Source organism: Lachnospiraceae bacterium, from assembly GCA_025758065.1.
Classification (GTDB): domain Bacteria; phylum Bacillota; class Clostridia; order Lachnospirales; family Lachnospiraceae; genus Enterocloster.
The window spans coordinates 3,559,537-3,585,288 of the sequence record CP107199.1 but is presented as its reverse complement, the minus strand read 5'-3'; the positions used below and the strand labels follow the sequence as shown (position 1 = coordinate 3,585,288).

20 protein-coding genes and 1 pseudogene are annotated in these 25,752 nt (G+C 42.5%); 19 read left to right on the top strand and 2 right to left on the bottom strand.

The features are described 5' to 3' along the window. Positions 1–192: 192 nt before the first annotated feature. From OGM16_16840 to OGM16_16780, 13 genes and pseudogenes are all read left to right on the top strand, one after another. Positions 193–1,860, top strand: coding sequence for an SH3 domain-containing protein (locus tag OGM16_16840; protein ID UYJ46429.1), 1,668 nt, complete (start codon positions 193–195; stop codon positions 1,858–1,860). Positions 1,861–1,932: 72 nt separating this feature from the next. After that, entirely contained in the window at positions 1,933–2,691 is a 759-nt protein-coding gene (locus tag OGM16_16835) for an ATP-dependent Clp protease proteolytic subunit (protein UYJ46428.1), read from the top strand. Positions 2,692–2,779: 88 nt separating this feature from the next. Beyond that, positions 2,780–3,730: a membrane dipeptidase gene (locus OGM16_16830; GenBank protein UYJ46427.1), complete on the top strand. Its 951-nt coding sequence runs from the start codon at positions 2,780–2,782 to the stop codon at positions 3,728–3,730. Positions 3,731–3,815: 85 nt separating this feature from the next. Then, complete coding sequence (locus tag OGM16_16825; protein UYJ46426.1) at positions 3,816–7,082, top strand: DNA translocase FtsK 4TM domain-containing protein; 3,267 nt, start codon at positions 3,816–3,818, stop codon at positions 7,080–7,082. Between the two features lie 35 nt (positions 7,083–7,117). After that, positions 7,118–8,785 carry a formate--tetrahydrofolate ligase gene (locus OGM16_16820; GenBank protein ID UYJ46425.1) on the top strand — a complete coding sequence of 556 codons (1,668 nt, stop codon included), beginning with the start codon at positions 7,118–7,120 and terminating at the stop codon, positions 8,783–8,785. Positions 8,786–8,817: 32 nt separating this feature from the next. Beyond that, positions 8,818–10,323, top strand: a complete 1,506-nt coding sequence (locus OGM16_16815; GenBank protein UYJ46424.1) for a UDP-N-acetylmuramoyl-L-alanyl-D-glutamate--2,6-diaminopimelate ligase — start codon at positions 8,818–8,820, stop codon at positions 10,321–10,323. A gap of 2 nt (positions 10,324–10,325) precedes the next feature. Continuing rightward, a complete protein-coding gene (locus OGM16_16810) occupies positions 10,326–11,756 on the top strand; it encodes a UDP-N-acetylmuramoyl-tripeptide--D-alanyl-D-alanine ligase (protein ID UYJ46423.1) in 1,431 nt (476 codons plus the stop codon). An 88-nt stretch (positions 11,757–11,844) separates the two neighbouring features. Then, the gene (locus OGM16_16805) at positions 11,845–13,173 is read left to right on the top strand and encodes a M18 family aminopeptidase (protein UYJ46422.1); all 1,329 of its coding nucleotides are present in this window, start codon (positions 11,845–11,847) and stop codon (positions 13,171–13,173) included. 352 nt (positions 13,174–13,525) lie between these two features. After that, positions 13,526–14,824, top strand: a complete 1,299-nt coding sequence (gene eno, locus OGM16_16800; GenBank protein UYJ46421.1) for a phosphopyruvate hydratase — start codon at positions 13,526–13,528, stop codon at positions 14,822–14,824. Between the two features lie 640 nt (positions 14,825–15,464). Beyond that, positions 15,465–15,572 (top strand): annotated as a pseudogene (locus OGM16_16795) (DNA-binding protein). A 275-nt stretch (positions 15,573–15,847) separates the two neighbouring features. Next, complete coding sequence (locus OGM16_16790) at positions 15,848–16,480, top strand: MBL fold metallo-hydrolase (protein UYJ46420.1); 633 nt, start codon at positions 15,848–15,850, stop codon at positions 16,478–16,480. 4 nt (positions 16,481–16,484) lie between these two features. Further along, positions 16,485–16,898, top strand: coding sequence for a DUF1810 domain-containing protein (locus OGM16_16785; protein UYJ46419.1), 414 nt, complete (start codon positions 16,485–16,487; stop codon positions 16,896–16,898). 145 nt (positions 16,899–17,043) lie between these two features. After that, the gene (locus OGM16_16780; protein ID UYJ46418.1) at positions 17,044–17,955 is read left to right on the top strand and encodes an AEC family transporter; all 912 of its coding nucleotides are present in this window, start codon (positions 17,044–17,046) and stop codon (positions 17,953–17,955) included. A 269-nt stretch (positions 17,956–18,224) separates the two neighbouring features. Here OGM16_16780 and OGM16_16775 read toward each other — a convergent pair whose 3' ends face one another. Next, positions 18,225–19,541: an IS4 family transposase gene (locus tag OGM16_16775; protein ID UYJ46417.1), complete on the bottom strand. Its 1,317-nt coding sequence runs from the start codon at positions 19,539–19,541 to the stop codon at positions 18,225–18,227. 152 nt (positions 19,542–19,693) lie between these two features. Further along, a complete protein-coding gene (locus tag OGM16_16770) occupies positions 19,694–20,416 on the bottom strand; it encodes a gamma-glutamyl-gamma-aminobutyrate hydrolase family protein (protein ID UYJ46416.1) in 723 nt (240 codons plus the stop codon). Positions 20,417–20,785: 369 nt separating this feature from the next. On the opposite strand from OGM16_16770, the gene OGM16_16765 reads away from it, so the two are divergent. From OGM16_16765 to OGM16_16740, 6 genes are all read left to right on the top strand, one after another. Beyond that, a complete protein-coding gene (locus OGM16_16765; GenBank protein UYJ46415.1) occupies positions 20,786–20,998 on the top strand; it encodes a ferrous iron transport protein A in 213 nt (70 codons plus the stop codon). A 203-nt stretch (positions 20,999–21,201) separates the two neighbouring features. Then, on the top strand, positions 21,202–21,513 hold the full coding sequence (locus OGM16_16760) for a DUF6110 family protein (protein ID UYJ48497.1): 312 nt from the start codon (positions 21,202–21,204) through the stop codon (positions 21,511–21,513). A gap of 67 nt (positions 21,514–21,580) precedes the next feature. Next, positions 21,581–23,698 carry a heavy metal translocating P-type ATPase gene (locus OGM16_16755; GenBank protein UYJ46414.1) on the top strand — a complete coding sequence of 706 codons (2,118 nt, stop codon included), beginning with the start codon at positions 21,581–21,583 and terminating at the stop codon, positions 23,696–23,698. Between the two features lie 163 nt (positions 23,699–23,861). Next, positions 23,862–24,899, top strand: a complete 1,038-nt coding sequence (locus tag OGM16_16750; GenBank protein UYJ48496.1) for a stage V sporulation protein AD — start codon at positions 23,862–23,864, stop codon at positions 24,897–24,899. 18 nt (positions 24,900–24,917) lie between these two features. Then, positions 24,918–25,271 carry a SpoVA/SpoVAEb family sporulation membrane protein gene (locus OGM16_16745; GenBank protein ID UYJ46413.1) on the top strand — a complete coding sequence of 118 codons (354 nt, stop codon included), beginning with the start codon at positions 24,918–24,920 and terminating at the stop codon, positions 25,269–25,271. A 148-nt stretch (positions 25,272–25,419) separates the two neighbouring features. Further along, positions 25,420–25,734: a hypothetical protein gene (locus OGM16_16740; GenBank protein ID UYJ46412.1), complete on the top strand. Its 315-nt coding sequence runs from the start codon at positions 25,420–25,422 to the stop codon at positions 25,732–25,734. Positions 25,735–25,752: the final 18 nt, after the last annotated feature.

Below are 25,752 nucleotides of genomic sequence, written 5' to 3'. Positions count from 1 at the left end.
ATACATATGGTATATAGCCTTCCCGGGCAATATTTTTGTAATATTTTTTAATATATTTAATAGTTTGTTCATTTTTTGATAGAGATTTTATGTTATACTCATACATAAAGTGCGCATAGGATGCTGTGGTTGCAGAGAAACGGTCAGGTGCGTATCTATAGCTGGATCTAGAAACGACAGGAGAAATAAGCAATGAGTGAAAATAAGGACTATATATCTCGTTTGAACAAGGCGAGAAGGAACCGAAATCAGAAATGGGATCCCAGATATATTCTGATGGCTCTGGCAGCAGTGGTACTGATCGGGATCATTGTGCTGGCAGTGATAAATGTAAAGTCAGCAGTATCAGGTCGGGTTGCCCGTGGCGGCAGTGAAAACGTGATTGACGAGCCGGGAACCGGACTGGAAGCAGCCAGTGCTTCTAATGCTGCAAGAGAAGAGGAAGAAAAAGCAAAAGAAGAGCAGGAGATACAGGATGCTGTTGATGCGTACCAGAATCTGGGTATTGTCCAGGTTTCCGGTTATGTAAATATCCGTGAAACTCCGGATATGAAGGGAAATATCATAGGAAAGATCTCCGGAGACGGTGCCTGCGAAGCCCTTGGAGAAGAAGGCGAGTGGAGTCATATTACCTCCGGCGGCATTGAAGGCTATATCAGCAGCCAGTATCTGGTAACAGGAGATGAGGCAAAAGAACTGGCAAAGGGGCTTGTAAAGAAACGTGCCATTATCATGACGGAAAATGATAATCTGAACATCCGGAGTGAAGCAAGCAAAGATGCGCAGATCGTAGGCCAGGCACTTCCGGCAGAGCGTTATGAGGTGCTTTCAGAAGAAGATGGCTGGATCCAGATAAACGGCGGTTATATTTCAGCTGATTATTGTGAAGTAAAATATGCCTTAAATGAGGGACGTAAACTGGATCTGAAGGCACAGGCTATTAATCAGTATGATAATCTGGTCATCTTTAAAAAGAGCGGTTATATGAATGTGCGCAGTACACCGGAAAATAAAGGTGATGATAATGTAATTGGTAAGCTGACCAGTAAGGCAGCCGGTGATATTATTGAGACTGTAGATGGCTGGTATAAGATCAAATCCGGTACAGTAACCGGCTATATTGCAGCTGATCCGGAACTGATCGCAACGGGCCAGGAAGCAAAAGACCTGGCAATGCAGAATGCCGCACAGATGGCGATCATCACAACAGATGTGTTAAATGTCCGTGTAGAGCCAAATACAGATTCCAAGATCTGGACACAGATCGTCAAAGATGAACGTTACCCGGTAGTAGACCAGCAGGATGGCTGGGTACAGATCGACCTGGGTTCTGTAGATGCAGAGGATGGCAGTCAGGATGGAGATGAAAAAGCATATATCTCTACCCGTGACAATAACGTAGAAGTCCGTTATGCCTTAAACGAAGCCATCAAGTTCACCCCTGCAAAGGACAATGGCTCCGATTCCTCTAAGAACGGCAGTTCAGGCTCTAAACAGTCCCGTCGTTCACAGCTTGTAAATTATGCCCTGCAGTTTGTAGGAAACCGCTATGTATGGGGCGGTACCAGCCTTACAAATGGTGTGGACTGTTCTGGCTTTACTATGAGAGTCATGGAGAAATTCGGCGTATCACTGCCTCATTATTCCGGCTCCCAGGCCCAGATGGGTAAGAAAGTCAGCTCAGCTAATATGCAGCCTGGAGACCTGATCTTCTACGCAGGCAGCAACGGAAAGGTAAACCACGTAGCTATTTATATTGGAAATGGCCGCATCGTACATGCAGCCAGCCGCAGAAGTGGTATTAAGACCTCTACCTGGAATTACCGTACACCGGTAGCTATCCGCAGTATGCTGGATTAATAAATAAAATAAAAACAGGAAAGACTGTCCTTATGTAACTGGAATACAGATACAGAAAGGATGGTCTTTTTTATGGGAAAAAATCAGAAGGATAAAAAAGAAGAAAAATGGGCGGATAAAGCTGGATCTTTGTCACAGGAGCGAAAGATCCGGGAAAAAGAGATTGAAGAGAAAGGAGACATTCATCTTAAAAACTGGGGACAGATGACTTTGGAAGGAAATGAAGGAAAACGGCGTATCCACCTGCTTTCTATTATTGGGGAAGTAGAAGGCCATGAAAATGCCTCCGGAAATGCCAAAACCACCAAATATGACCATGTGCTTCCCATGCTGGCACAGATCGAAGATGATGCGCAGATAGAAGGGATGCTGGTTCTTTTAAACACCTCCGGCGGAGATGTGGATGCCGGTCTTGCTATTGCAGAGATGATCGCATCTATGAGCATTCCGGTAGTATCACTGGTGTTGGGAGGCAGCCATTCTATTGGTGTACCCCTGGCAGTGGCATCGGATCATTCTTTTATCGTTCCCTCAGGCACCATGATGGTACACCCGGTGCGTATGAGCGGTATGGTCATTGGCACAGCCCAGACTTATGAATATTTTGAGATGATACAGGACCGTATTTTAAATTTTGTATCCACTCATGCAGATATTGCCTATGACCAGTTAAGAGAGCTGATGCACAATACAAAAATGCTTGCAAGAGACCTGGGAACGGTGCTGGTGGGCCAGGAAGCAGTAGATGTGGGACTTATTGATGAGGTTGGAGGCATCAGGGAAGCGCTAAAGAAGTTATATGAAATGATTGATGAAAAACAGGGGTTTTAATTTTTGCCAGGTCAGTGTAAACTATAAAAAGAGAATGATCAGCCTGTAAGCATATATCATATAGGAATCAGGCGAAGGGGAGGATACAATGAAAATTTTTGATCTACACTGTGATACCATTGAAGCATTAAAAAACAATAATGAGACTTTTGACAACAGCATCACCCAGTTTACTATGAAGGGCCAGGAGAAACTGGATAAAGCAGTGCAGTTTCTTGCAGTATGGGTGCCGGATCATTTAAGAGGCCAGGAAGCAGTAGATTTTATCAACGGATATTATGAATATATGAAAGAGGCTGTGGGAAAAATCGCAGACAAGGCGGCTCTGGTAGAAGATATGTCTGATCTGGACACTATTTTAAATGAAAGAAAATGGGCATTTATCCGTTCTATTGAAAGTGGGGCTGCACTTGGGGGAAAACTGGAAAATGTAGATCATTTTGCAAAATTGAATTTTAAGATGATGACATTGACCTGGAATGGAATCAATGAGTTAGGAAGCGGTTCCCAGTCTGAAATGGGGCTTACTGATTTTGGAAAAGCAGTAGTACGCCGAATGGAAGAAGTAGGGATGATCGTGGATTGTTCCCATTTAAATGATGCAGGTTTTGAGGATCTGTTAAATTGCTCTGCAAAGCCTTTTGTTGCATCTCATTCTAATTTAAGGGCTTTGTGCAGCCACAGCCGCAATCTGCGGGATGACCAGTTTAAGGAGATCGTGGCAAGAGGAGGACTTTGCGGTATTAATGTCCATTCTAAGTTCCTTTCAGAACCGGACGATCTGGGAGCCGGACAGAAAGAACAGCTACTGCGCCTCATTGACCGTATGCTGGAGCTGGGAGGAGAGGATGTGATCGCCTGGGGTATGGACTTAGACGGTGGTGTGACCTGTGATCCGTCTATTGGAACACCTTACGGAGGGGCAGCTTATGGGGAATACCTGGTAGAACATGGGATCAGCCGCAAGATTGTAGACAAACTTTCCTTTGATAATGCATACCGGTTTTTTACCAGAGATCAAAAGCGTTGCAATTCTTAAGAATTTTTTGTATACTGTTAATAGTCCATATTTTCGGAGAACATATGTTCTTTGGATGAGGTATGAAAATAGGAGGCTATGATCTGTGGCTGATTCAGTAAAGAAACAACAGGGTAAAACGGGAAAACCTGGAAGACCAAAGGGAAGTACCACGAAAAAAGAGACAGCAGGAAGCAGCAGGGCAAAAAAACAGAACACGGTATCTGCAGGGAGGAGCAGTTCTTCCAGAAAGGTACAGGAACCGGTTTATGAAGAAGATGATATGGGATTTATGAGAGCAGAAGTGATCATTATCTGCTCTTTTGCTGTTGCGATCCTTTTATTTTTAAGTAACTTTGGCTTGTGCGGTATTGTAGGTGAGATATTAAAGGGTATGCAGTTAGGACTGTTTGGCATATTAGGTTATCTTTTGCCGCTGCTTATTTTTATAGGGACCTGCTTTTATTTATCAAATCAGGGGAATATCCATGCGGCTGTTAAATTAGGAGCAGTGATAGTCGCAGTGCTTACACTGTGCGGCCTGTTTCAGCTGCTTTTTGGAAAAATGCCTCAGGATGGTCCTGTTACCCAGTTTTATATAGATGGAGCAGCAGGAGGCGCAGGAGGTGGATTAATAGGCGGAGCGTTAGCTTCAGCACTTATGTTTTTTGTAGGAAGAGCCGGCGCCTATCTTGTATTTTTAGTACTGCTTATTATCTGTATGGTATGTATTACAGGGAAATCCTTTGTGTCTGCGGTGAAGCGGGGCAGTGACCGGGCATACCGGTATGCAAGAGAAGATATGGACCGGAGAAAAGAGATCCATGCACAGAAAGCTGAAGAACAGAAACTTTTACGGGAAGAACAGAGAGTCCGTGGTGTTAATCTGAATGCTACCAGACTTACTGCCATGGAAGAAGGCAGACGTCCTGTTCCGGAAGATGCAGAATATGATGAGGAAGCATTTCAGGAAGCATTTGCCGGACAACCTGCTGCAGCAAAGGAACGCCAGCCAGAAGAAAACACTGCAGATGAGACCGGATATGCAGGCATTATGGATAATGAGCCAGAAGAAGGTCCGGATGAGCGTATAGAAGATAAGCCTTCGGCCACCGGCAGAAACAGAGTGGTTTATGAGGAAGAAGAGGAGATCCCGTCACCGGCAGATGAGTTCAGAGGACGGATCCAGATGCCTTCTGGTTATGATAATCTAAAGGATGAGGCACAGGCTCTGGCAGATGAACTGGAAGCCCAGTATGAGACCATCCATGTGCCAAAAGACAGAAGAACTTTAGAGGAAATGGAAATCCCGGCTCCGGATCTTTCATCAGGACGGGCGACTGCCTGGGAACAGAAGGTATCAGCTGTTTCAGGAAAGCCTGTGCCACAGGAAGAACCAGTGCCCAAAGAGCTTTATACAGTACCGGTAGAAGATACGCCATGGGATGAAGACCTTTCAGAAGAAACAGTCAGTCTTTCTGATATTGAAAATGAAGATGAACTTGGCGAGAAAAAAACTCATACAATACAGATGAAAGAATATGAGAAAAAAACTCAGGATATATATGCAGATATAAAGGCTGATGAAGAAGATGATACGGAAGAAGAATCCCCATGGGATCCTAAATTTGATGACAGTACGGCTCCTGATCCGCTTATGTCAGCTTCCGGAGCGCTCTATGTTCCAGAAGCGCCAAAACAGGTAGTGACTGCTTCTGGAAAGGTGATCGATGCAGAGACAGATCTGTTAAAGAAAAAATTAGAAAGCACAAGGGATGCAGAGGCAGCTGCTGCGCCAAAGCCAGATCCATTTATGGCATCCCGGTCTTCTAATGTAAAGACTGCGATCACAGAGTCAGAAGGCGAGTCAGCAGCGTCTGTTGCCAGGGAGATCTCTAAACAGGAGGTGGAAAAAGAATACATATTCCCGCCTACGGACCTGTTGAAGAAGCCAGTCCACAACAGCAATGCCTTTTCAGAAAATGAATATAAGGCTACAGCCATTAAGTTGCAGCAGACACTGCATAACTTTGGCGTAGGTGTTACAGTTACAAATATCAGCTGCGGCCCTTCCGTTACCCGGTATGAGTTATTGCCGGAACAGGGGGTAAAGGTAAGCAAGATTGTAGGACTTACTGACGATATTAAGTTAAGTCTTGCAGCAGCGGATATCCGTATTGAGGCGCCTATCCCAGGCAAATCAGCAGTAGGTATTGAGGTGCCAAATAAAGAGAATAATATTGTATATTTAAGAGAGCTTCTGGATTCTGATTCCTTTAAGAACCATAAATCCCGTCTTGCTTTTGCTGTTGGTAAGGATATTGGCGGACAGGTAGTTGTTACAGATATTGCCAAGATGCCCCATCTTCTGATCGCAGGTGCTACGGGTTCCGGTAAATCTGTATGTATCAACACCCTGATCATGAGTATTATCTTTAAATCTGATCCAAAGGATGTCAAGATGATCATGGTAGACCCGAAGGTAGTAGAATTAAGTGTATACAATGGTATCCCGCATCTGCTCATCCCGGTGGTTACAGACCCGAAGAAGGCTTCAGGGGCTTTAAACTGGGCGGTTGCAGAAATGACAGACCGTTATAAGAAGTTTGCAGACTGCAATGTAAGAGACTTAAAGGGTTACAATGAAAAAATAGATAAGCTGGCGGATATACCAGATGATAAAAAGCCAAAGAAACTGCCTCAGATCGTTATCATCATCGACGAGTTAGCAGACCTTATGATGGTAGCACCAGGTGAAGTAGAAGATTCTATCTGCCGTCTGGCACAGCTGGCCCGTGCTGCAGGTATCCATCTGGTGATCGCGACACAGAGACCGTCTGTGAATGTTATTACCGGTCTGATCAAGGCAAACGTTCCGTCGCGAATTGCATTTGCTGTTTCTTCCGGTGTTGATTCCCGTACTATTATCGATATGAACGGTGCGGAAAAGCTTCTTGGAAAGGGAGATATGCTCTTTTATCCGGCAGGTTTCCCGAAACCTCAGCGTGTTCAGGGGGCTTTTGTGTCAGACGAAGAGGTAGGCCGCGTTGTGGAGTTTTTAACAGAACAGGGACTGACTGCCCAGTACAGCGAGGATGTGATAAACCGGGTGGCTGCACCTTCTTCTGACGGCGGCAGTTCAGCTGCAGACCAGGACGAATATTTTGCCCAGGCTGGTAAATTTATCATAGAAAAGGACAAAGCTTCTATTGGTATGCTCCAGAGAGTCTTTAAGATCGGATTTAACCGTGCGGCCCGTATTATGGATCAGCTGGCAGAAGCAGGCGTTGTTGGGGAAGAAGAAGGAACCAAACCAAGAAAAGTGTTAATGAGCCTGGAGCAGTTTGAAGAGCTGCTTGAACAGGGACGATAATACATTTACATTTATTCATCAAGGAGGAAGCACTTATGAAAACCGATATTGAGATCGCACAGGAAGCGGTAATGCAGCCAATTAAGGAAGTGGCAGTATCTTATGGTATTGGAGAGGATGATCTGGAGCTTTATGGAAAATATAAAGCAAAGCTTACAGATGATCTCTGGGAAAAAGTAAAAGACCGGCCGGACGGCAAACTGGTCCTGGTGACAGCGATCAACCCAACGCCAGCCGGTGAAGGAAAGACTACTATTACCGTAGGCTTGGGAGAAGCACTTGGAAAAATGGGAAAAAATGCCATCATCGCCTTAAGAGAGCCATCATTGGGACCGTGCTTTGGTATTAAAGGTGGTGCAGCAGGTGGCGGTTATGCACAGGTGCTTCCTATGGAAGATTTGAATCTTCATTTTACAGGTGATTTCCATGCGATCACATCTGCCAACAATCTTCTGGCAGCACTTCTTGATAACCATATACAGCAGGGAAATGCGCTGGGTATCGATCCAAGACAGATTCTCTGGAAACGCTGCCTGGATATGAATGACAGAGTGCTTAGAAATGTAGTGGTTGGACTTGGGGCAAAGGCTGACGGTATGGTACGTGAGGATCATTTTGTGATCACGGTTGCCTCTGAGATCATGGCGATCCTCTGCCTTGCAAATGATATGGATGACTTAAAAGAACGTCTTGGAAAGATTATTGTTGCCTACAATTTTGCAGGAGAGCCTGTAACAGCAGCGGATCTTCATGCAGTAGGTTCTATGGCAGCCCTGTTAAAGGATGCATTAAAGCCAAATATGATCCAGACCTTAGAACACACAGGTGCTTTGGTGCACGGTGGACCATTTGCCAATATTGCACATGGCTGCAACAGTGTACGTGCTACAAAGACAGCTTTAAAGCTTTGCGATATTGTTGTTACAGAAGCTGGTTTTGGCGCTGATCTGGGTGCAGAGAAATTTATGGATATTAAGTGCCGCAAAGCAGGCATCCATCCAGATGCTGTAGTATTAGTGGCGACTGTAAGAGCGTTAAAGTACAATGGAGGCGTTCCAAAAGATCAGCTTTCTGAGGAAAACCTGGATGCTTTAAAGAGAGGCATTGTAAACCTTGAAAAGCACATTGAAAATATCCAGAAATTCGGTGTTCCGGTGGTTGTTACCTTAAACTCCTTCATAACAGATACAGAAGCTGAGTATGCTTACATTAAGAAATTCTGTGAAGAAAGAGGCTGTGAGTTTGCATTGGCTGAAGTCTGGGCAAAGGGCGGCGAAGGCGGTATCGCTTTAGCTGAAAAGGTATTGAATACCCTGGAAAATAAGAAGGGGAACTTTAAGCCGATCTATACAGATGAGATGCCATTAAAAGAAAAAATCAAGACCATTTCTTCTGAGATCTATGGTGCAGACGGTGTATCTTATGCACCTGCAGCTTCCAGGGCCTTAAAACGCATTGAAGAAATGGGATTTGGTGATCTGCCTGTATGTATGGCTAAGACTCAGTATTCCCTGTCTGATGACCAGACAAAGCTGGGAAGACCGTCTGGTTTTACCATTAATGTAAGAGATGCTTATGTCTGTGCCGGAGCAGGTTTTGTAGTAGTGCTTACAGGTTCTATTATGACTATGCCAGGACTTCCGAAGAAACCGGCTGCTGAAGGTATTGATGTGGTAAACGGAAAGATCACTGGCCTGTTCTAAAAAATTGATTATAGAAACAGAGGTTTAAAAGCATGATATTTCGTGATTGGTTAAAAGGACTTGAATATACGCTGCTTCAGGGAAATGTGGATGTGGAAACAGAAGATGTGATCTATGATTCCAGAAAAGCAGCTCCTGGAAAAGTATTTGTGGCAATGAAAGGAATCCGGGCAGACGGACACAGCTTTATCCCTCAGGTATTAAAAGCAGGTGTAACAGTCCTTGTAACAGAAAGACCTGTGGAAGAAGAGTTAAAAGCCAGTGGGCTTTCTGGGGAAGAATTAAATAAAATAACTGTGGTCATGGTAGAAGAAGGCCGTCACGCGCTGGCTCTTCTTTCAGCTGCACGTTTCGGCCATCCTACTAAAAAACTGGTGATGATCGGTGTTACAGGAACCAAGGGGAAGACAACCACTACTCATATGATCCGGGCCATTTTACAGGCTGCAGGAAAGAAAGTGGGCATGATCGGAACTACAGGTACTATGATCGGTGATGTGGTAACACCTACTTTAAATACTACGCCGGAATCTTATGAGCTTCATCAGGCATTTTCACAGATGGTGGAAGCAGGCTGTGAATATGCAGTGATGGAGGTATCTTCCCAGGGTATTAAGATGCATCGCACAGATGGACTGTATTTTGACTATGGTATTTTTACCAATATTTCTCCAGACCATATCGGACCAGGAGAGCATGCGGATTTTGAAGAATATCTTTATTATAAGACAAGACTCCTTAATATGTGTCGCATTGGTCTGGTAAATAAAGATGATGAACATGCAGAGCAGATCATAAAGGCAGCAGATTGTGAACTTTATACTTACAGCGAAAAAGGAAAAGAGGCAGATTTTTCAGCTTCTGATATACGCTATGTATCACAGCCGGATTTTGTAGGAACAGAATTCCACATTTCCGGAAAATATGATATGGAAGTAAGACTGGGTATCCCGGGACTCTTTAATGTGGTAAATGCACTGGCAGCTGTCAGTGTGTGCAGCTTCTTAAATCTGGATAAAGAAAAGATCAGCCATGCCTTGGAACATATCCGGGTAAATGGCCGTATGGAGATCGTCTATACCAGTGAGAGATGTACTGTTCTTGTGGATTACGCCCATAATGCTGTGAGCATGGAAAGCCTGTTATCCACACTTAGGGATTATAAGCCTAAACGCCTTGTCTGCGTTTTTGGATGCGGTGGAAACCGGTCCAAAGACCGTCGCTATTCTATGGGCGAGATCGGTGGAAAGCTGGCAGATCTGAGCATTATTACAGCAGACAATTCCCGGTATGAGAAGGTGGAAGATATTATTGCTGATATCCGCGGAAGCATTGAAAAAACAGGCGGCAGCTTTATTGAGATACCGGACCGCAGGGAAGCAATCCGCTACAGTATCCTTCAGGCACAGCCGGGAGATATGGTAGCTGTTATCGGAAAGGGACATGAAGATTATCAGGAGATCAATGGTGTCCGTCATCATTTCCTGGACCGTGAAGTGATTGAAGAAACAGTAAAAGAACTGGGAGAGAAAGCATAAAGATGAGAGAGATAACAGCCAGAGCCCTTGCAGGAGCAGTTGGTGGAATATTAGTACACGAAGGGGATGCTCCATCTGTAGAGCATATCAGCCTGGATTCCAGAAAAATGACAGGAAATGATCTGTTTGTGCCGATCATCGGGGAACGGGCAGACGGACATGATTATATCTGCATGGCCATTGGAAATGGTGCAAAGGCAGTGTTTACCAGCCGTCATAAAACAGAAGAGGAAGTACAGGAAGCTATCTTTACCCAGTGCAAAGGGGACAAAGAAAAAGAAACAGCGGCAAAAGCAGCGGCATGGATCTGTGTGCCTGATACAAGAAAGGCGCTTCAGGATCTGGGAGCATATTGCAGAAACATGCATCCTCTTCCTTTGGTCGGTATTACCGGAAGCGTGGGAAAGACTACCACCCGTGAAATGGTGGCAGCAGCCTTAAGCGCCGGTTTTCTTGTATACAAGACACCGGGAAACAGCAACAGTCAGGTGGGAGTGCCGATCACTGTTGCTGAGATCCCGGAAAATGCAGAGATCGGTGTGATCGAACTGGGAATGAGTGAGCCGGGAGAAATGACCCGTATTGCAAATGTTGCCAGAGTCAACTGTGCAGTTGTGACTAATATTGGAGTAGCCCATATTGAACAGTTAGGTTCTAAAGAGAATATTTTAAAGGAAAAGCTGCATATCCAGGATGGAATGTCAGAAGATGGAACATTATTCTTAAACGGAGATGATCCCCTTCTTAGGAATGTAATCCCGGAGAATGGCAGGAAGAAGATCCTGTATGGACTTTCAGAAGGCTGTGATTACCGGGGAGAGGATCTGCATCTGGAAAATGGTCATCCTGTATTTACAGCTGTTCATGGAGATGAAAAAGTACAGCTTCATCTTGAGGTCATGGGTGTCCATATGGTACAGAATGCTCTGGCAGCCCTGGCAGTGGCAGGTGAATATGGTATTTCTATGGAAAAGGCTTCAGAGCCTTTATGCCGCTTTGAAGGCTTTAAGGGCCGTCAGCAGATCCTGCATCTGAATGGCGTAACAGTGATCGATGACAGCTATAATGCGAGCCCTGTTTCCATGAAAGCGGGAATACAGGTATTAGGTTCTTTGCCATGTGAGGGAAAAAGGATCGCGGTTCTTGCTGATATGAAGGAATTAGGTCCTGATACTATAAAATTCCATCAGGAAGTGGGAACTTTCTTAAAAGAGCATCCGGTAGATCAGGTAGTTCTTTATGGGAAACTGGCAGAAGAGATCGGAGCTGGTCTGAAAATGTCAGGGGGAAATATACCGCTGGCAGAAGTAGAAAACCTTGAAGAACTGGAAAAATGGTTAGATGACCATGTAGTTTCCGGTGATTGTCTGCTGTTTAAGGGATCTAACAGTATGGGACTTTCCAAAGCAGTAGCTTATATGAAAGAAAAATAAAAAGAGTACATACCCGCCTGCTTTCGCAGGCGTGGTTTTTAAAAGCGATATTTTAAGAAGTTAATATAAGGAGAAGATATTTAACACTATGGAATTAACAAGAGAAAACTACAACGAAACAGCAAAGGAACTGCTTGCATTTTTACAGAACAGTCCTTCCTGCTTTCATGCAGTGAAGAATGTAACAGATATGCTTACAGCAGCCGGCTTTACAGAAGTAAAAGAGGAAGAAAGCTGGGAGCTTAAGGCTGGCGGACGTTATTTTGTGACCCGCAATCAGTCTTCTGTGATCGCATTTAAGATACCGGGAAAAGACTTTAAGGGATTTCAGATCATGGCAAGCCACAGTGATTCACCAGCCTTTAAAATTAAAGAAAATCCGGAGATAGAAGCAGCTCACTGCATCAAGTTAAATGTTGAAAAGTATGGCGGCATGATCTGTGCACCATGGTTTGACAGACCATTATCCATCGCAGGAAGACTGGTAGTATCAGAGGAAAGCCGTCTTGTGTCCAAACTGGTTAATGTAGACCGGGATCTGGTGATGATCCCAAATCTGGCTATCCATATGAACCGCCAGGTAAATGACGGGTACGCTTATAATGCACAGAAAGATATGCTTCCTGTATTTGGCAGTCTGGAAGCAAAGGGAACCTTTATGTCTCTCATGGCAGAAGCAGCAGGTGTAAAAGAAGAGGATATTTTAGGACATGATCTGTTTTTATATAACCGTCAGCCGGGAACTATCTGGGGTGCAGATGAGACCTTCCTTTCCTGCGGCAGACTGGATGATCTGCAGTGTGCATTTTCTTCTGTAAAAGCAGTTATTGAAGGAGAAAACAGTTCAAGTGTTTCTGTAGCAGCTATCTTTGACAATGAAGAAGTGGGAAGCGGTACCAAGCAGGGGGCAGATTCCACTTTCTTAAAGGATGTTTTAGAGCGTATTAATGACAGTCTGGGACGTACCAGAGAGCAGTATCTTATGGCAGTTGCCTCCAGCTTTATGATCTCTGCAGATAATGCCCATGCAGTACATCCAAACCATGCAGATGTCGCTGATCCAACCAACCGTCCGTCTATTAATGAGGGTATTGTTATCAAATACAATGCAAATCAGAAATATACCACTGATGCAGTATCAGCAGCTGTTTTCAAGGCATTATGCAAGAAGGTACAGGTTCCGGTACAGACCTTTACCAACCGTTCTGACATTGCAGGTGGTTCCACACTGGGAAATATTTCCAATGCACATGTTTCCTTAAATACTGTAGATATCGGACTTCCTCAGTTTGCAATGCATTCTCCTTATGAGACTGCAGGTGTGAAAGATACCTGCTATCTGATCAAGGCAGCAACTGAATTCTTTAACAGTTGCATCGTGGCTGAAGGAAATGGAAATTATACTCTGGGTGAGTAAAAAAATGATCACGAGGCTGTCACTTTAACGAATGAATTTTCGTGAAGCGGCAGCTTCCTTTTTGCTGTTTTAAGGATAAAATCCATCAGATCGAAGAATGTCATTTATGATTACAGAAACAGTAAGAAAGGGTGTATTCTGGCGACACCAATAAAAGGTGGAAAGAATTACTTTCCATCTTTTTGGGGGTATCAGTATAAGCAGTTTCAACCACTTATTTCGGATACCTGTATAAAACCACTTATTTATGAGAAACATTATCATAGTAGGATAATTGACGGATATACATAGTTAGTATAAACTAACCATGTAGGAAAAAATATGATTTCTCATTGAAAGGAGTGTTGATACTATGATGTATTTAGAGATTGAAAAGGTTATTGGAAGACAGATTATTGATTCCAGAGGTAATCCAACGGTTGAGGCTGAGGTTATATTAGTAGATGGAACAGTAGGAAGAGGCGCTGCACCATCAGGAGCGTCAACAGGAGTATTTGAAGCACTTGAGCTTAGAGATGGAGATAAAGAAAAATTCGGTGGCAAAGGAGTTACAAAGGCAGTTGCGAATATAAATGAACAGATTGCACCGGCACTAATCGGAATGGATGCTTCTGATCTATATGCTGTAGATCAGATAATGATTAAATTGGACGGAACAAAAGATAAATCAAATTTGGGAGCAAATGCGATTCTTGCAGTATCCCTTGCGACAGCAAATGCGGCTGCGAAAGCCTTGGGAATTCCACTATATAGATTCCTTGGTGGTGTAAACGCCACTACATTGCCCGTGCCAATGCTTAATTTGGAAAATGCGGGAGCTCATAGCAGTGCACCTGTGGATATACAGGAATTCCTCGTGATGCCTGTAGGAGCAGAAAACTTTTCAGAAGCACTTCGTTGGGGAACAGAAGTATTTCATTCATTGCAAAAATTGATTAAAGATGAGGGTATGTCTACAGCTGTAGGCGATGAAGGTGGATTTGCACCTGAGTTTAAATCACAGGAGGATGCGCTAGACCATCTTGTAAAGGCAATTCAAAATGCAGGATTTGAGCCAGGTAAAGATTTTGTAATTGCCCTTGATGCTGCATCATCAGAATGGAAGAGTGAAAAAGGAGTAGGTTTTTATCATCAGCCAAAATCAGGAAAAGACTTTACATCAGATGAATTGATTGAATATTGGGAACAGCTTATTGCTAAGTATCCTATTTATTCCATCGAAGATGGTCTTGATGAGGAGGATTGGGAAGGTTGGAAGAAGATGACAGAGAGAATTGGTCATAAAGTACAGCTAGTGGGAGATGATTTATTCGTAACCAATACAGAACGACTGAAGAAGGGAATAGAGATGGGAGTTGCAAACTCTATCCTAATTAAGCTTAATCAGATTGGTTCAGTATCTGAAACGCTTGAGACTATTAAGATGGCACAGAAGGCAGGTTATACAGCCATCGTTTCGCATAGATCAGGAGAAACAGAAGATGTAACAATAGCAGATCTTGCGGTTGCCTTAAATGCAGGACAGATTAAAACTGGAGCACCTAGTAGGTCGGAAAGAGTCGCTAAGTATAATCAGCTTCTTAGAATTGACGAAAATTTGGGGGATAGTGCAAGTTATCTCGGAAAGAAAGCATTCAATTTTAATAGATAAACAATATCGTTATGAAAGAAACTGTGTAGTTTAATACATGGTTTCTTTTTTTGACACAATAATGTATCATTTACTGTTGAAACTATTCCGATAAAAGAATATACCGATATTGTTGACTAAGGTCCGAAAGCCACCGGCGCACATGACAGATGCGCATTGAATGAAAATCCTTTGCTCGTGGGCTTGCGCCGCCTATTGTCAGAACTGCGAACCAAACTCGCACGCGTTGCGTGCTCAAACAGTGGTTCTCCGTTCTGACGCTATGCGCGTCCACTCACGGATTTTCAACAAATGCTTATTCTGTCATGTGTACCGGCGGCTTTCTACGTTATTGGCAATAAAAAATGTAGGAGCAAACCAATAAGCAGTTTTCATGTAGGAGGGGGATTGTACTTAAGTATGGTATTTTTTATATGACATATCCAATACAGTAGAAAGGGCTCCTCCATGTATAATAAGCATTCGGCAGGCAATTTTGTCCATTTTGTGAGCATAGCTGGCAGGTTGGAGGCACTGTTTGAGCGAACGCAGTGAGCGAGTTTGCCGGAGACCTGCTTAATCGGCGGCGGAGCAAAATGGACAAAATTACCGTGAATGCGTTTATACATGGAGGAGCCCTTTCGGACCCTATTGAACTAAATCCTTACTTTGTAGTCAAGGAAGAGTACCTGGCGCAGAGAAAAAAGGAAAAACATGGTTGTTGCCAAAGGATGCACAAAAACCAGTTGATCCTCGCAAGAAGAAATAATGATGTATTGGAGGTGCCATACCTATGGGGAGACCAGAAGATTCCAGAGTTAAGATCCCAGCTCTTGTACATTTTACAAAACTTGGATATACTTGGAGTGAAGATAGGGTGATTTACTTGATTAATGACACAAGGCATACTGAGACATACTTTTGGAATAGTTTACAGAGTCTTGCTACAGAAAGTCAAATTCAGAGAGTTTTGGATGGCAAGCCGATTATCATCGGAGGAGTGAACTATCGAAATGAATTTGTGACAGAGGAGGCATAGAACCTATGAAAATAACATGGTTTGGACATTCATGCTTTAAAATTGAAAATGATGGATATGCGATAGTCGTTGATCCGTATACAAAAGGTAGTGTACCGGGACTGGCAGCTTTAGATACTGAAGCCAATAAGGTTTACTGTACACATGAGCATGGGGATCATAACGGACGAAATGAAGTGAGGATTATCAGTTCTGAAATAGATAATCCGTTTTCAGTTAGCGAAATAGATACCTATCATGATGAGGTGCAGGGCGCTAAAAGAGGAAAAAACAAAATCTATATTATAGATGATGGAACAAATAGTGTTGCTCATTTAGGGGATTTAGGCTGCGAACTGACAAAGGAACAGATTAATGAATTGGAAAATCTGGATTGCATTATGGTTCCAGTAGGTGGATATTACACGATTGATGGAAAACAAGCTGCAGATTTGATGCATCGACTAAATCCGAAAATGGTCATTCCAATGCATTATCGAGATGATCAGAAGGAATTTGGTTATTCTGAGATAGATACTGTAGGCACTTTTACTGAATACATGGATAATGTAATGACTATTCCTGCAAGTGAAATAGATACAGAGTATGAATTAGTATCACAGGTGGTTGTTATGCAGCCACTTCGCAGGGAGAGGTGATGGTATGTATGAATTAGACCGTTTCATCAAAGCACAGAACCGTGATTATGATACTGCATTGAACGAAATCAAAGAAGGTTATAAGCGGAGTCATTGGATGTGGTACATCTTCCCACAGATTATAGGCCTTGGGAGAAGTGAAATCGCAGTCTATTATTCCATCGCGGATAGGGAAGAGGCTGAGTGCTATATGCAAAATGACTTGTTAAGAGGGCATCTTCTAGAGATAAGTGAGGCACTGCTTCAAGTGGAATCGGATGATGCTACTCGTGTAATGGGATTCCCAGATGATATGAAGCTGCAATCATGCATGACATTGTTTGCGGCGGTCGCATCCGAATATGACGTATTCCAGAAGGTCCTGGACAAGTTCTTTCATGGAGAGATGGATAAGAGAACACTGGAGATATTGGGATAATGTAAAAAATTCGTTGGGTGCTTTTAATACAAAAAAATAGAAACAGAATAACCGAAACAGATACTTGTTTTAGATATACAGAGTGTGCTAGAATAAAAGCCGGACTGGTTTAAGACCAGCAATAAAAGAATAGAGGTTAGTTCTTATGAGTTTTTCCGGCTTATTTCAGACACAGGGAATGCTGTTTCTGACTATGCTTATCGGGTATATTTTTGGAAAGAAGGGGCTGGCAGATGATAATGGAAAAAGCCTGCTTACAGACCTGGTCCTGTTTGTCACCCTTCCGGCAAGCATATTGAAATCATTCCAGATTGAGTTTAATCATCAGATCCTTATTGCATGTATGACCATTGCTATAGCAGGAGTCGTGATCCAGATCGGAAGCTATGTTCTTGGCATGTTCCTTTACAATCATTATGGTGAGAGCAGAAAAAAAGTGCTGCAGTACGCAACAATCTGTTCCAATGCGGGAATCCTTGGAAATCCTATTGCAGAAGGGATTTTTGGGCAGATGGGAATGATGTATGCATCCATATATGTGATCCCGCAGCGCATTTTTATGTGGTCTGTAGGTCTTACATATTTTACAGAGGCACCAGATAAGAAGACGCTTTGCAAAAAAGTGGCTACCCATCCATGTATTTTATCTGTATTGATCGGATTTTTACTCATGGTAACGCAGATCCGGCTGCCGGAAGTATTGAACGTGACGATCAAAACAGTAGCTGGTGCAAATACATTCCTTGCAATGGCTTTAGTAGGTCTGATCCTTTCTAAAGTAAAGCTTACAGAGCTGGTAGAACGTGATACGATCTATTATGCATTTATACGTTTGGTATTTGTTCCTCTTTTGGTGTATATAGGCTGTAGGCTTGCATCAGTAGATGATCTGGTAACAGGAGTGTCTGTGGTTTTGGCGGCAATGCCGGCGGCCAGTGTTACGGCGGTTATGGCTTCCAAATATAAAAAAGATGAAGCCTTTGCAACGAAATGCGTGGTATTTACTACTTTGCTTTCATTGGTAACAGTGCCAGTATGGTGTCTGTTTTTAGTCTGATACGGGTATATTATTTCTTATACTCAGATTCCCGCACGGACGTGCTCTGCTGCCTGCTGCGCAGCCGTTTGTTTTTCCCTACGCTCATAAATAACTGGATTAGTTAAAGCAGTATGCTTTGGGTATCTTATTATAAGACCCGGACATACTCAATGTCATTAACTTTAGCAAAGAGCAGAAATCGTAAGCATTTATAAAACTATGATTCCTGCTTTTTGTTTGTATATGGGCATACTTATCCCCTTCTCTTTGTATTCGTATTTTTTAGCTCAGTACGCTCTTTTATGGGTATTCGAATATTTTCCTGCTAATTGCCCTTTCGTTCTGGTATAATGCCGATCAGGACGAATGGGAACAAGATTTTTACTGATATCTTCATATATTTGCTGAAATAACATATTTTTCTTTTGACCATCCGTTTCAAGAAGTATATAAATCAGATCATTTTTTAAGATTCCAATACTAACAGTCTGATTGATCATCATTTTATGTTTTCTGTTCGCTTCTTTCTGATCCAGTTCACGCTCTGCATCTAATATGATATCTTCAACTAAATTGCTCAGATATATAGTGCTGTATATATCTTGTAATAACAGAATAGGTTTTGTTCCTGTAAAATTCTCTAATTGCAACCGACTCTTTAGCGTTTCATACGCAGTCTCTATCCCCCACCTCATATGATATAATTCTTTTATTTCTTCTGTATGAAATTCAGTTTGTGAAAGATTTGTAGCCAAAACTTCTAAACTTCCGTTTTCTAATAGGATTTTTACCATACGCAATGAAATTTCACCTAATTCTTTCATACGTTCTCCATCTGGCGTTCCCTCGTAATGTCTGATTCTTGACTTATCAAGTTTTATTTTAACTAGCTGATCCTTTTCTGTTAAACTGTTTTGCTCTTTTTTGTAATCACTGCTTTTTAAACGTACGATAAATTTAATATCCTTATCCATCATATGTATAAACGCTGGCGTAGAAGGATAGCCTCTGTCCATGATAATAATATAGGGAATGCTGCCTATTGTTTCCGGTATTCGCTCCATCTGTTTTTCGGCCAGGCGCATTTCATTAAATTTCACCTTATTACAGTCACTTTCCAGTATCATACGATTCATTACATCATAAATACAGCCTAATCCTATTTGAGCTTGGGGCTTTGCGTTTTTCCGGCTTGCAGAACCATATAGTTTCAGTGTTTCAGCAGTGGTAGGAATATTAATATCTGAGCCGTCAGCGGCTAATATTAAATGATCTTTATAAGTTGAAAAGGTGGAATCTGCATAAAAGTTACGGTTATGATATTTATATAATTCTAAAAAAGCATCTGGATTAAGTTTCATACGCTGTTTCAGATATCCTGGTTTTGAAATAGACACACCAGGATGAGCAAGTTTCATATAATTTCTCAGTTCCAATGCCAACGTCAACCCCTTTCTGTTTATCATCGTGAAAAGAAGATCCTGAAGAGGCATTTTTCGAATTCTGGTAAAATAATTTTTATTACCTGATCGGCAAAATGCCTTAAATTCATCAGAAGTCATTTTTTCTATATCCATGAATATACGTTTCTGAGAATGCTTCATGCATAATCACATCCTTTTTTGAGCAGGTTCATGGCTTCTTTTTACAATATAAGCATATCAAAAAAAGCAGAAGATATCTAATCCATTTCGGAATAAATATCTTCTGCTTTTAAGTTAATGACATTGCGGACATACTGCTTTTTTTTGGTATTTTATTTGCCTGCTTTTTCGATCAGATCTTTAAATAAACCACGCATCCGGGGTTCGCTGTTTTGCAGTTCCTCAGGATGCCATTGTACCAGGATAAACTGTCCATTTGCTGTTTCCATGGCTTCAGGGATGCCATCTGCGGTATGGGCAGTGATCTTTAAGCCCTTTCCCGGTTCTTTTACACACTGGTGATGCAAGGTGTTGGTATATACTGGCTCCTTACCTAAAATAGAAGCTAAATGGCTGTCTGCGTCTATTGTGACCTGATGGATGAGATAATCCCGATTCTGCTTCTGGGAGTGGAGCATGTGGTCTGGATTCATATAGGAGAGATCCTGGTAAAGGCTTCCGCCAAAGGCCACATTTACAAGCTGCAGTCCCCGGCAGATTCCAAGGACAGGCATGTTATGCTCTAATGCATAGTTTGCAGCATAGATCCAGAAACGGTCCATGGCAGAGTCTAAGGAGCCCAGCAGAGGAGATGGATCTTCGCCATAGAAACGTGGGTCAACATCTACGCCTCCTGGGATAAGAAGTCCGTCACACATGGCCAGCACCGGATCCATATCTGTGGGATCTTTTAAAACCGGAAGGAGAATGGGGATGCCACCAGCATTTTCCACGCCGGAACAATAAGCATGATTAACGTAGTCAGCAGGTACCGGAGCCGGACCGCCGTTATTTGACATGTGGGCACCAAGGATGCCGATCACAGGTTTTTTCATTTGAATAAGACCTCCTGGATATTGTATGTACTCTCGGAGTCTTTCATGCACTTGCCTTTGCGGCCGATTTTCCGCCAGTCGCACCCGAATTTTATCAACGTACGCACCGCGTACGCCTCAAAAATTTGGGCACAACTGACAAAAAATCTTCTCGCAAAATCAAGTACAAAAAGATTCCGAGAGTACATTTGTATGTAGTATAAGTATAACTCATTTTACAAAAAATAAAAGCAATAATAAAAGCAATTTATAATTGACTAACCCAATGATACAGGAATACAATATTGATAAAACAAACGAAATTAACTGACAATATTAGTTGTATATAACTTAAGTTAGTCAATATTAATTGGATTTGGGGGTATTTTTATGCAGGCATTAACAGAAATGAAGCCTGGTGAAATCTGTACTGTTAAGTGGATGATGGCAGGTGCAAAAATCGGGGAATGGATGGAAAAACATAGTATTACAGAAGGCAGCAGCATTAAGGTGATCCAGAATTGCATGGGTGATCTAATCATTGGTACCAGAGAGGGAAAAGTAGCTGTAGGCAAGGAGATTGCCTGCAGGATAAAGGTATAAGATATGCTTAAAGGGGGAGTAATATGCAGGTACAAGCACACATCTTATTGAGAAATGTTCTGATTGACTAACTACAAGTTGATTTGCTAAAGTATCAAATGTAAAAATTAAGTATAAAACATGTGTGCTTTCAGAATCTTTCTGTGCTTGGTTTTGTGAAAAGACTTTGGGAGTACATTCTGGACAAGGAGGATAAAAACATGATGTTAGATATTGGAAAAGTAAAAAAGATTGGTTTATTTGCAAGCGGTGTGCTGTTTGGTACAGCTGGTGTTAAAGTTTTAGGAAGCAAGGATGCTAAAAAGTTCTACATCAATTGTCTGGCAGCCGGACTTCGCGCTAAGGATTGTGTTATGACTACTGCAACTAACATTCAGGAAAATGCAGAAGATATCCTTGCAGAAGCTAAGGAGATCAACGAGCAGAGAAACAAAGAAGAAGTTTTTGAGGATGAGAGCCAGGCAGAGGCAGAAAAGTCCTTTAATGAGGAAGAAGCAGCAAACGCTGAGGCTTAATTAAAAAATAAACGGGGCCTGGGGAGAAAAACTTCCCGGGCTTTCTTTTACAGGGAGCGATAAACCTATGAAATTTTCCATTAAACATGAGATAAACGGAAGATTCCGTATCCATGTATTCCAGAAAGGTGTTATGAGCCTGCGCCAGGCAGATCTGCTTCAGTATTACCTGGGGACTCTTCCGGGAGTACAGAACGCAAAAGTTTATGAACGGACTGCAGACGCAGTTATTATTTATAAAGGTGACAGGAATGAGATCCTGGAAGGGATCAGGACTTTTTCTTATGAAAATAAAGAATTAGAAGAAATCGTACCGGCAAACAGCGGACGTGAGTTAAACAGAGAGTATCAGGAAAAACTGTTTAAGCATGTAGCTGTACGCATGGTTACAAAGACATGCTTTCCATTTTGGTTAAGAGCTGTTTATACTACGGCAAAGGCAGTACACTATGTATTTAAGGGAATCTGTTGTCTGTTAAAGGGCAAACTGGAAGTAGAAGTTCTGGATGCAACTGCTATTACGGTTTCTATTATAAGAAGTGACTTTAATACGGCAGGTTCTGTTATGTTCTTGTTGGGCATTGGTGAACTGTTAGAGGAATGGACACACAAGAAGTCTGTTGGGGATCTGGCAAGAAGCATGTCCTTAAACATTGAAAAAGTGTGGCAGAATGTAGATGGTACAGAAATATTAGTTCCTGTATCCAACATTAAAGAGGGCGACCTGGTAACGGTCCATGTTGGAAATGTGATCCCCTTAGACGGTGAAGTTATAAACGGTGAAGCAATGGTAAACCAGGCTTCTATGACCGGTGAATCTGTTCCTGTAAAGAAAGAAGCAGGCTCCTATGTATATGCAGGAACTGCAGTGGAAGAGGGGGAGATCACCCTTAAAGTAAAACATGCAGCCGGTTCTACACGTTTTGAGCGTATTGTAAAGATGATCGAGGATTCTGAAAAATTAAAATCCTCTGTAGAAGGAAAAGCTGCAAACCTGGCAGATGCCCTGGTTCCATGGAGTCTTGGCGGTACCGCCCTTACATGGCTTTTGACACGCAATTCCACAAAGGCACTGTCGATTCTTATGGTGGATTTTTCCTGTGCATTAAAGCTGGCAATGCCGTTATCCGTTCTTTCTGCTATGCGTGAGGCAAATAGCCACCGTATTACTGTAAAGGGCGGCCGGTTCTTAGAGGCGGTATCTGAGGCACATACCATTGTATTTGATAAAACCGGTACCCTTACAAAAGCAGAGCCGGTACTGGCAGATATAGTTGTGTTTAATGATATGTCCCAAAATGAGATCCTGAAGATCGCAGCATGCCTGGAAGAGCATTTCCCACATTCTATGGCAAATGCAGTTGTAAAAGAAGCAATAAATAGAAAACTTGTCCATGAAGAAATGCACTCCAAGGTTGACTATATCGTAGCACACGGCATTGCAACCTATGTAAATGATGAGCGTGTTGTGATCGGAAGCCATCACTTTGTATTTGATGATGAAAAGTGTATTATCCCGGAAGAGCATAAGAAGGCATTTGATGAACTGCCTCCGTATTATTCTCATCTGTATATGGCTATTGGCGGAAAGCTGGCAGCTGTTCTCCTGATCGAGGATCCACTTCGCCCAGAAGCGAAGGATACAGTTGAAGCTTTAAGAAGTCTTGGTATTAAGAATATCGTTATGATGACTGGTGACAGTGAGAGGACAGCAAGAGCCATCGCTGAAAAAGTAGGTGTTGACAGGTACTTTTCCGAGGTACTTCCAGAGGACAAAGCCGGATTTGTAGAGCGTGAAAAGGCTCTGGGTCATAAGGTCATCATGATCGGAGATGGAATCAACGATTCACCTGCACTTTCTGCAGCTGATGTAGGCATTGCTATCAGTGAAGGTGCTGAAATTGCAAGAGAAATCGCAGATATTACGATTTCTGAGGAAAATCTGTATCAGCTGGTAACATTAAAAGCGATCAGCAATGGTTTAATGAAGCGTATCCATGGAAATTACCGTTTTGTTATTGGGTTCAACTTAGGACTGATCCTTTTAGGCGTTGCCGGTGTGATCGCACCTGCCACGTCTGCGCTGCTGCACAATACATCTACTTTAGGCATCAGCTTAAAGAGCATGACAAACCTGTTAAATGATCAGGAAAAGAAAAAAGAATATGAAGAAGCAGAAGCCTGATTTTTAAGTCAGATTCTGCAGTGGGAAAGTTTTAGAAAGCTAAAAAACCGTTGTAAGGAAAAATTCTTTACAGCGGTTTTTTGCGTTATGTAGAATATTTTTACTGTAAAAAAGCCATTTTAAGGGTAACTACATGAATAAAAAAGAAAGGCTGGAAAATAGTATGGAGCAGAAAAGAGGAAGAGCCAGTATTCTATTTGAACATCCCCCTGTGATCAGAAGTATTGCTTCTGTAGCAGGCACAAAAGAAGGAAAAGGACCTTTGGGTTCGCTCTTTGATGCAGTGGAGCAGGATGACAAAATGGGAAAGGAAAACTGGGAAGAAGCGGAAAGTGCCATGCAGGAAAAGGCGGCCAGGATGGCTATGGCAAAGGCTTATCTTACAGAAGGAAAAATAGATTACTGCTTTGCAGGAGATCTGTTAGGACAATTGATCGCTACCTCCTTTGGCACGGGAAGCCTGAAGATCCCGCTTTTAGGACTGTACGGTGCCTGCGCTACCATGGGAGAGGCATTAGGGCTTGGTGCAATGACGGTAAATGCAGGTTACGGGGAAAATGTACTTGTCATGGCTTCCAGTCATTTTGCTACAGCAGAAAAAGAGTTCCGTTTTCCTCTTGCCTATGGAAACCAGAGACCAAAATCCGCCACCTGGACGGTAACAGGCTGTGGGGCAGCAGTGGTTGGAAAATATGGAGAAAAAGGAATCGCCCGGATCGCAGGCATCACCACAGGCCAGGTAGTAGATGCAGGAATCAGAGATTCCATGAATATGGGTGCAGCCATGGCCCCGGCAGCCTTTCATACAGTGATGCAGAATTTAAAAGATCTTGAGATAACAAAAAAGCAGCTGGAAAGTGGCTGGTATGACAAGATCATCACCGGAGATCTGGGAAAAATTGGGAAACAGGCTTTAGCAGAGTTTATACGAAATGAAGGGCTGGAAGCAGAAGAGTTTTTAATGGATTGTGGTATGGAGATTTATGACAGCAGCGATCAGGATACCCACGCAGGAGGAAGCGGCTGCGGCTGCAGTGCCCTGGTACTTGGTGCGTTGATATTGCCAAATATCCAGGCGGGCATCTGGAGAAGGGTTCTTTTTATTCCTACAGGAGCCCTGCTTTCTACAGTCAGTTTCAATGAAGGCCAGACCATACCGGGAATCGCCCATGGGATAATTTTGGAAGGTATGGGAAAATAAGAAAGGTGTGATAAATAAATGGATTATATAAGAGCATTTCTTACAGGGGGAGTGATCTGCGCCCTGGTGCAGATTTTAATGGAAAAGACAAAAATGATGCCAGGCCGTATTATGGTCCTTTTGGTAGTATCTGGTGCTGTTTTAGGTGCAGCAGGTATTTATGAGCCCTTTAAAGAATGGGCCGGAGCTGGAGCAGGTGTCCCACTCTTGGGCTTCGGAAATACCCTGTGGCAGGGAGTGAAAAAAGCAATAGGGGATGAGGGCATTTTAGGCGCCTTTAAAGGAGGACTTTCAGCATCCGCTGGCGGGATTACCGCAGCTCTTATATTTGGATATCTGGCATCGTTGATCTTTAAACCAAAAATGAAATGATCTGTTTTCAGGCAAAAAATGTGAATGTCCGAGATAAAACAAGCCAAATGTGCGGTATAAAATGGACAAAAAGAAGCAGAGAGAAGACTGTAGGATAAAGTTCCTATGGTCTTTTTGTTTTTGAAAATCCAAAGCAAAGGAAATGAATATGAAACAGGAATTGAAAATAGGAAATTGGATAGGAATAGGGATGAGTGAGGTATGGTTTTCTGTTTTTGATAGTGAAAAATGCTGTTTCCATTCAAAAACAGAAATTGTTCACGATATTGGAGATGCTCTTTCGGACTGCAGAAAAACACCAAAGATTAAAAAAATAGAAAAGGGTGTATATCTATATACTCCTAAATCTTGCGATACAGGACATTTTGATAGGAGTTTCTTTATTATCAAAGTAACTGAGGAAAATTATGAAAAATATAAAAAGATGATTGAAGAAGAAACGGAAGAAGATATAAACGACTAGGTTAACATAGTTGGAAAG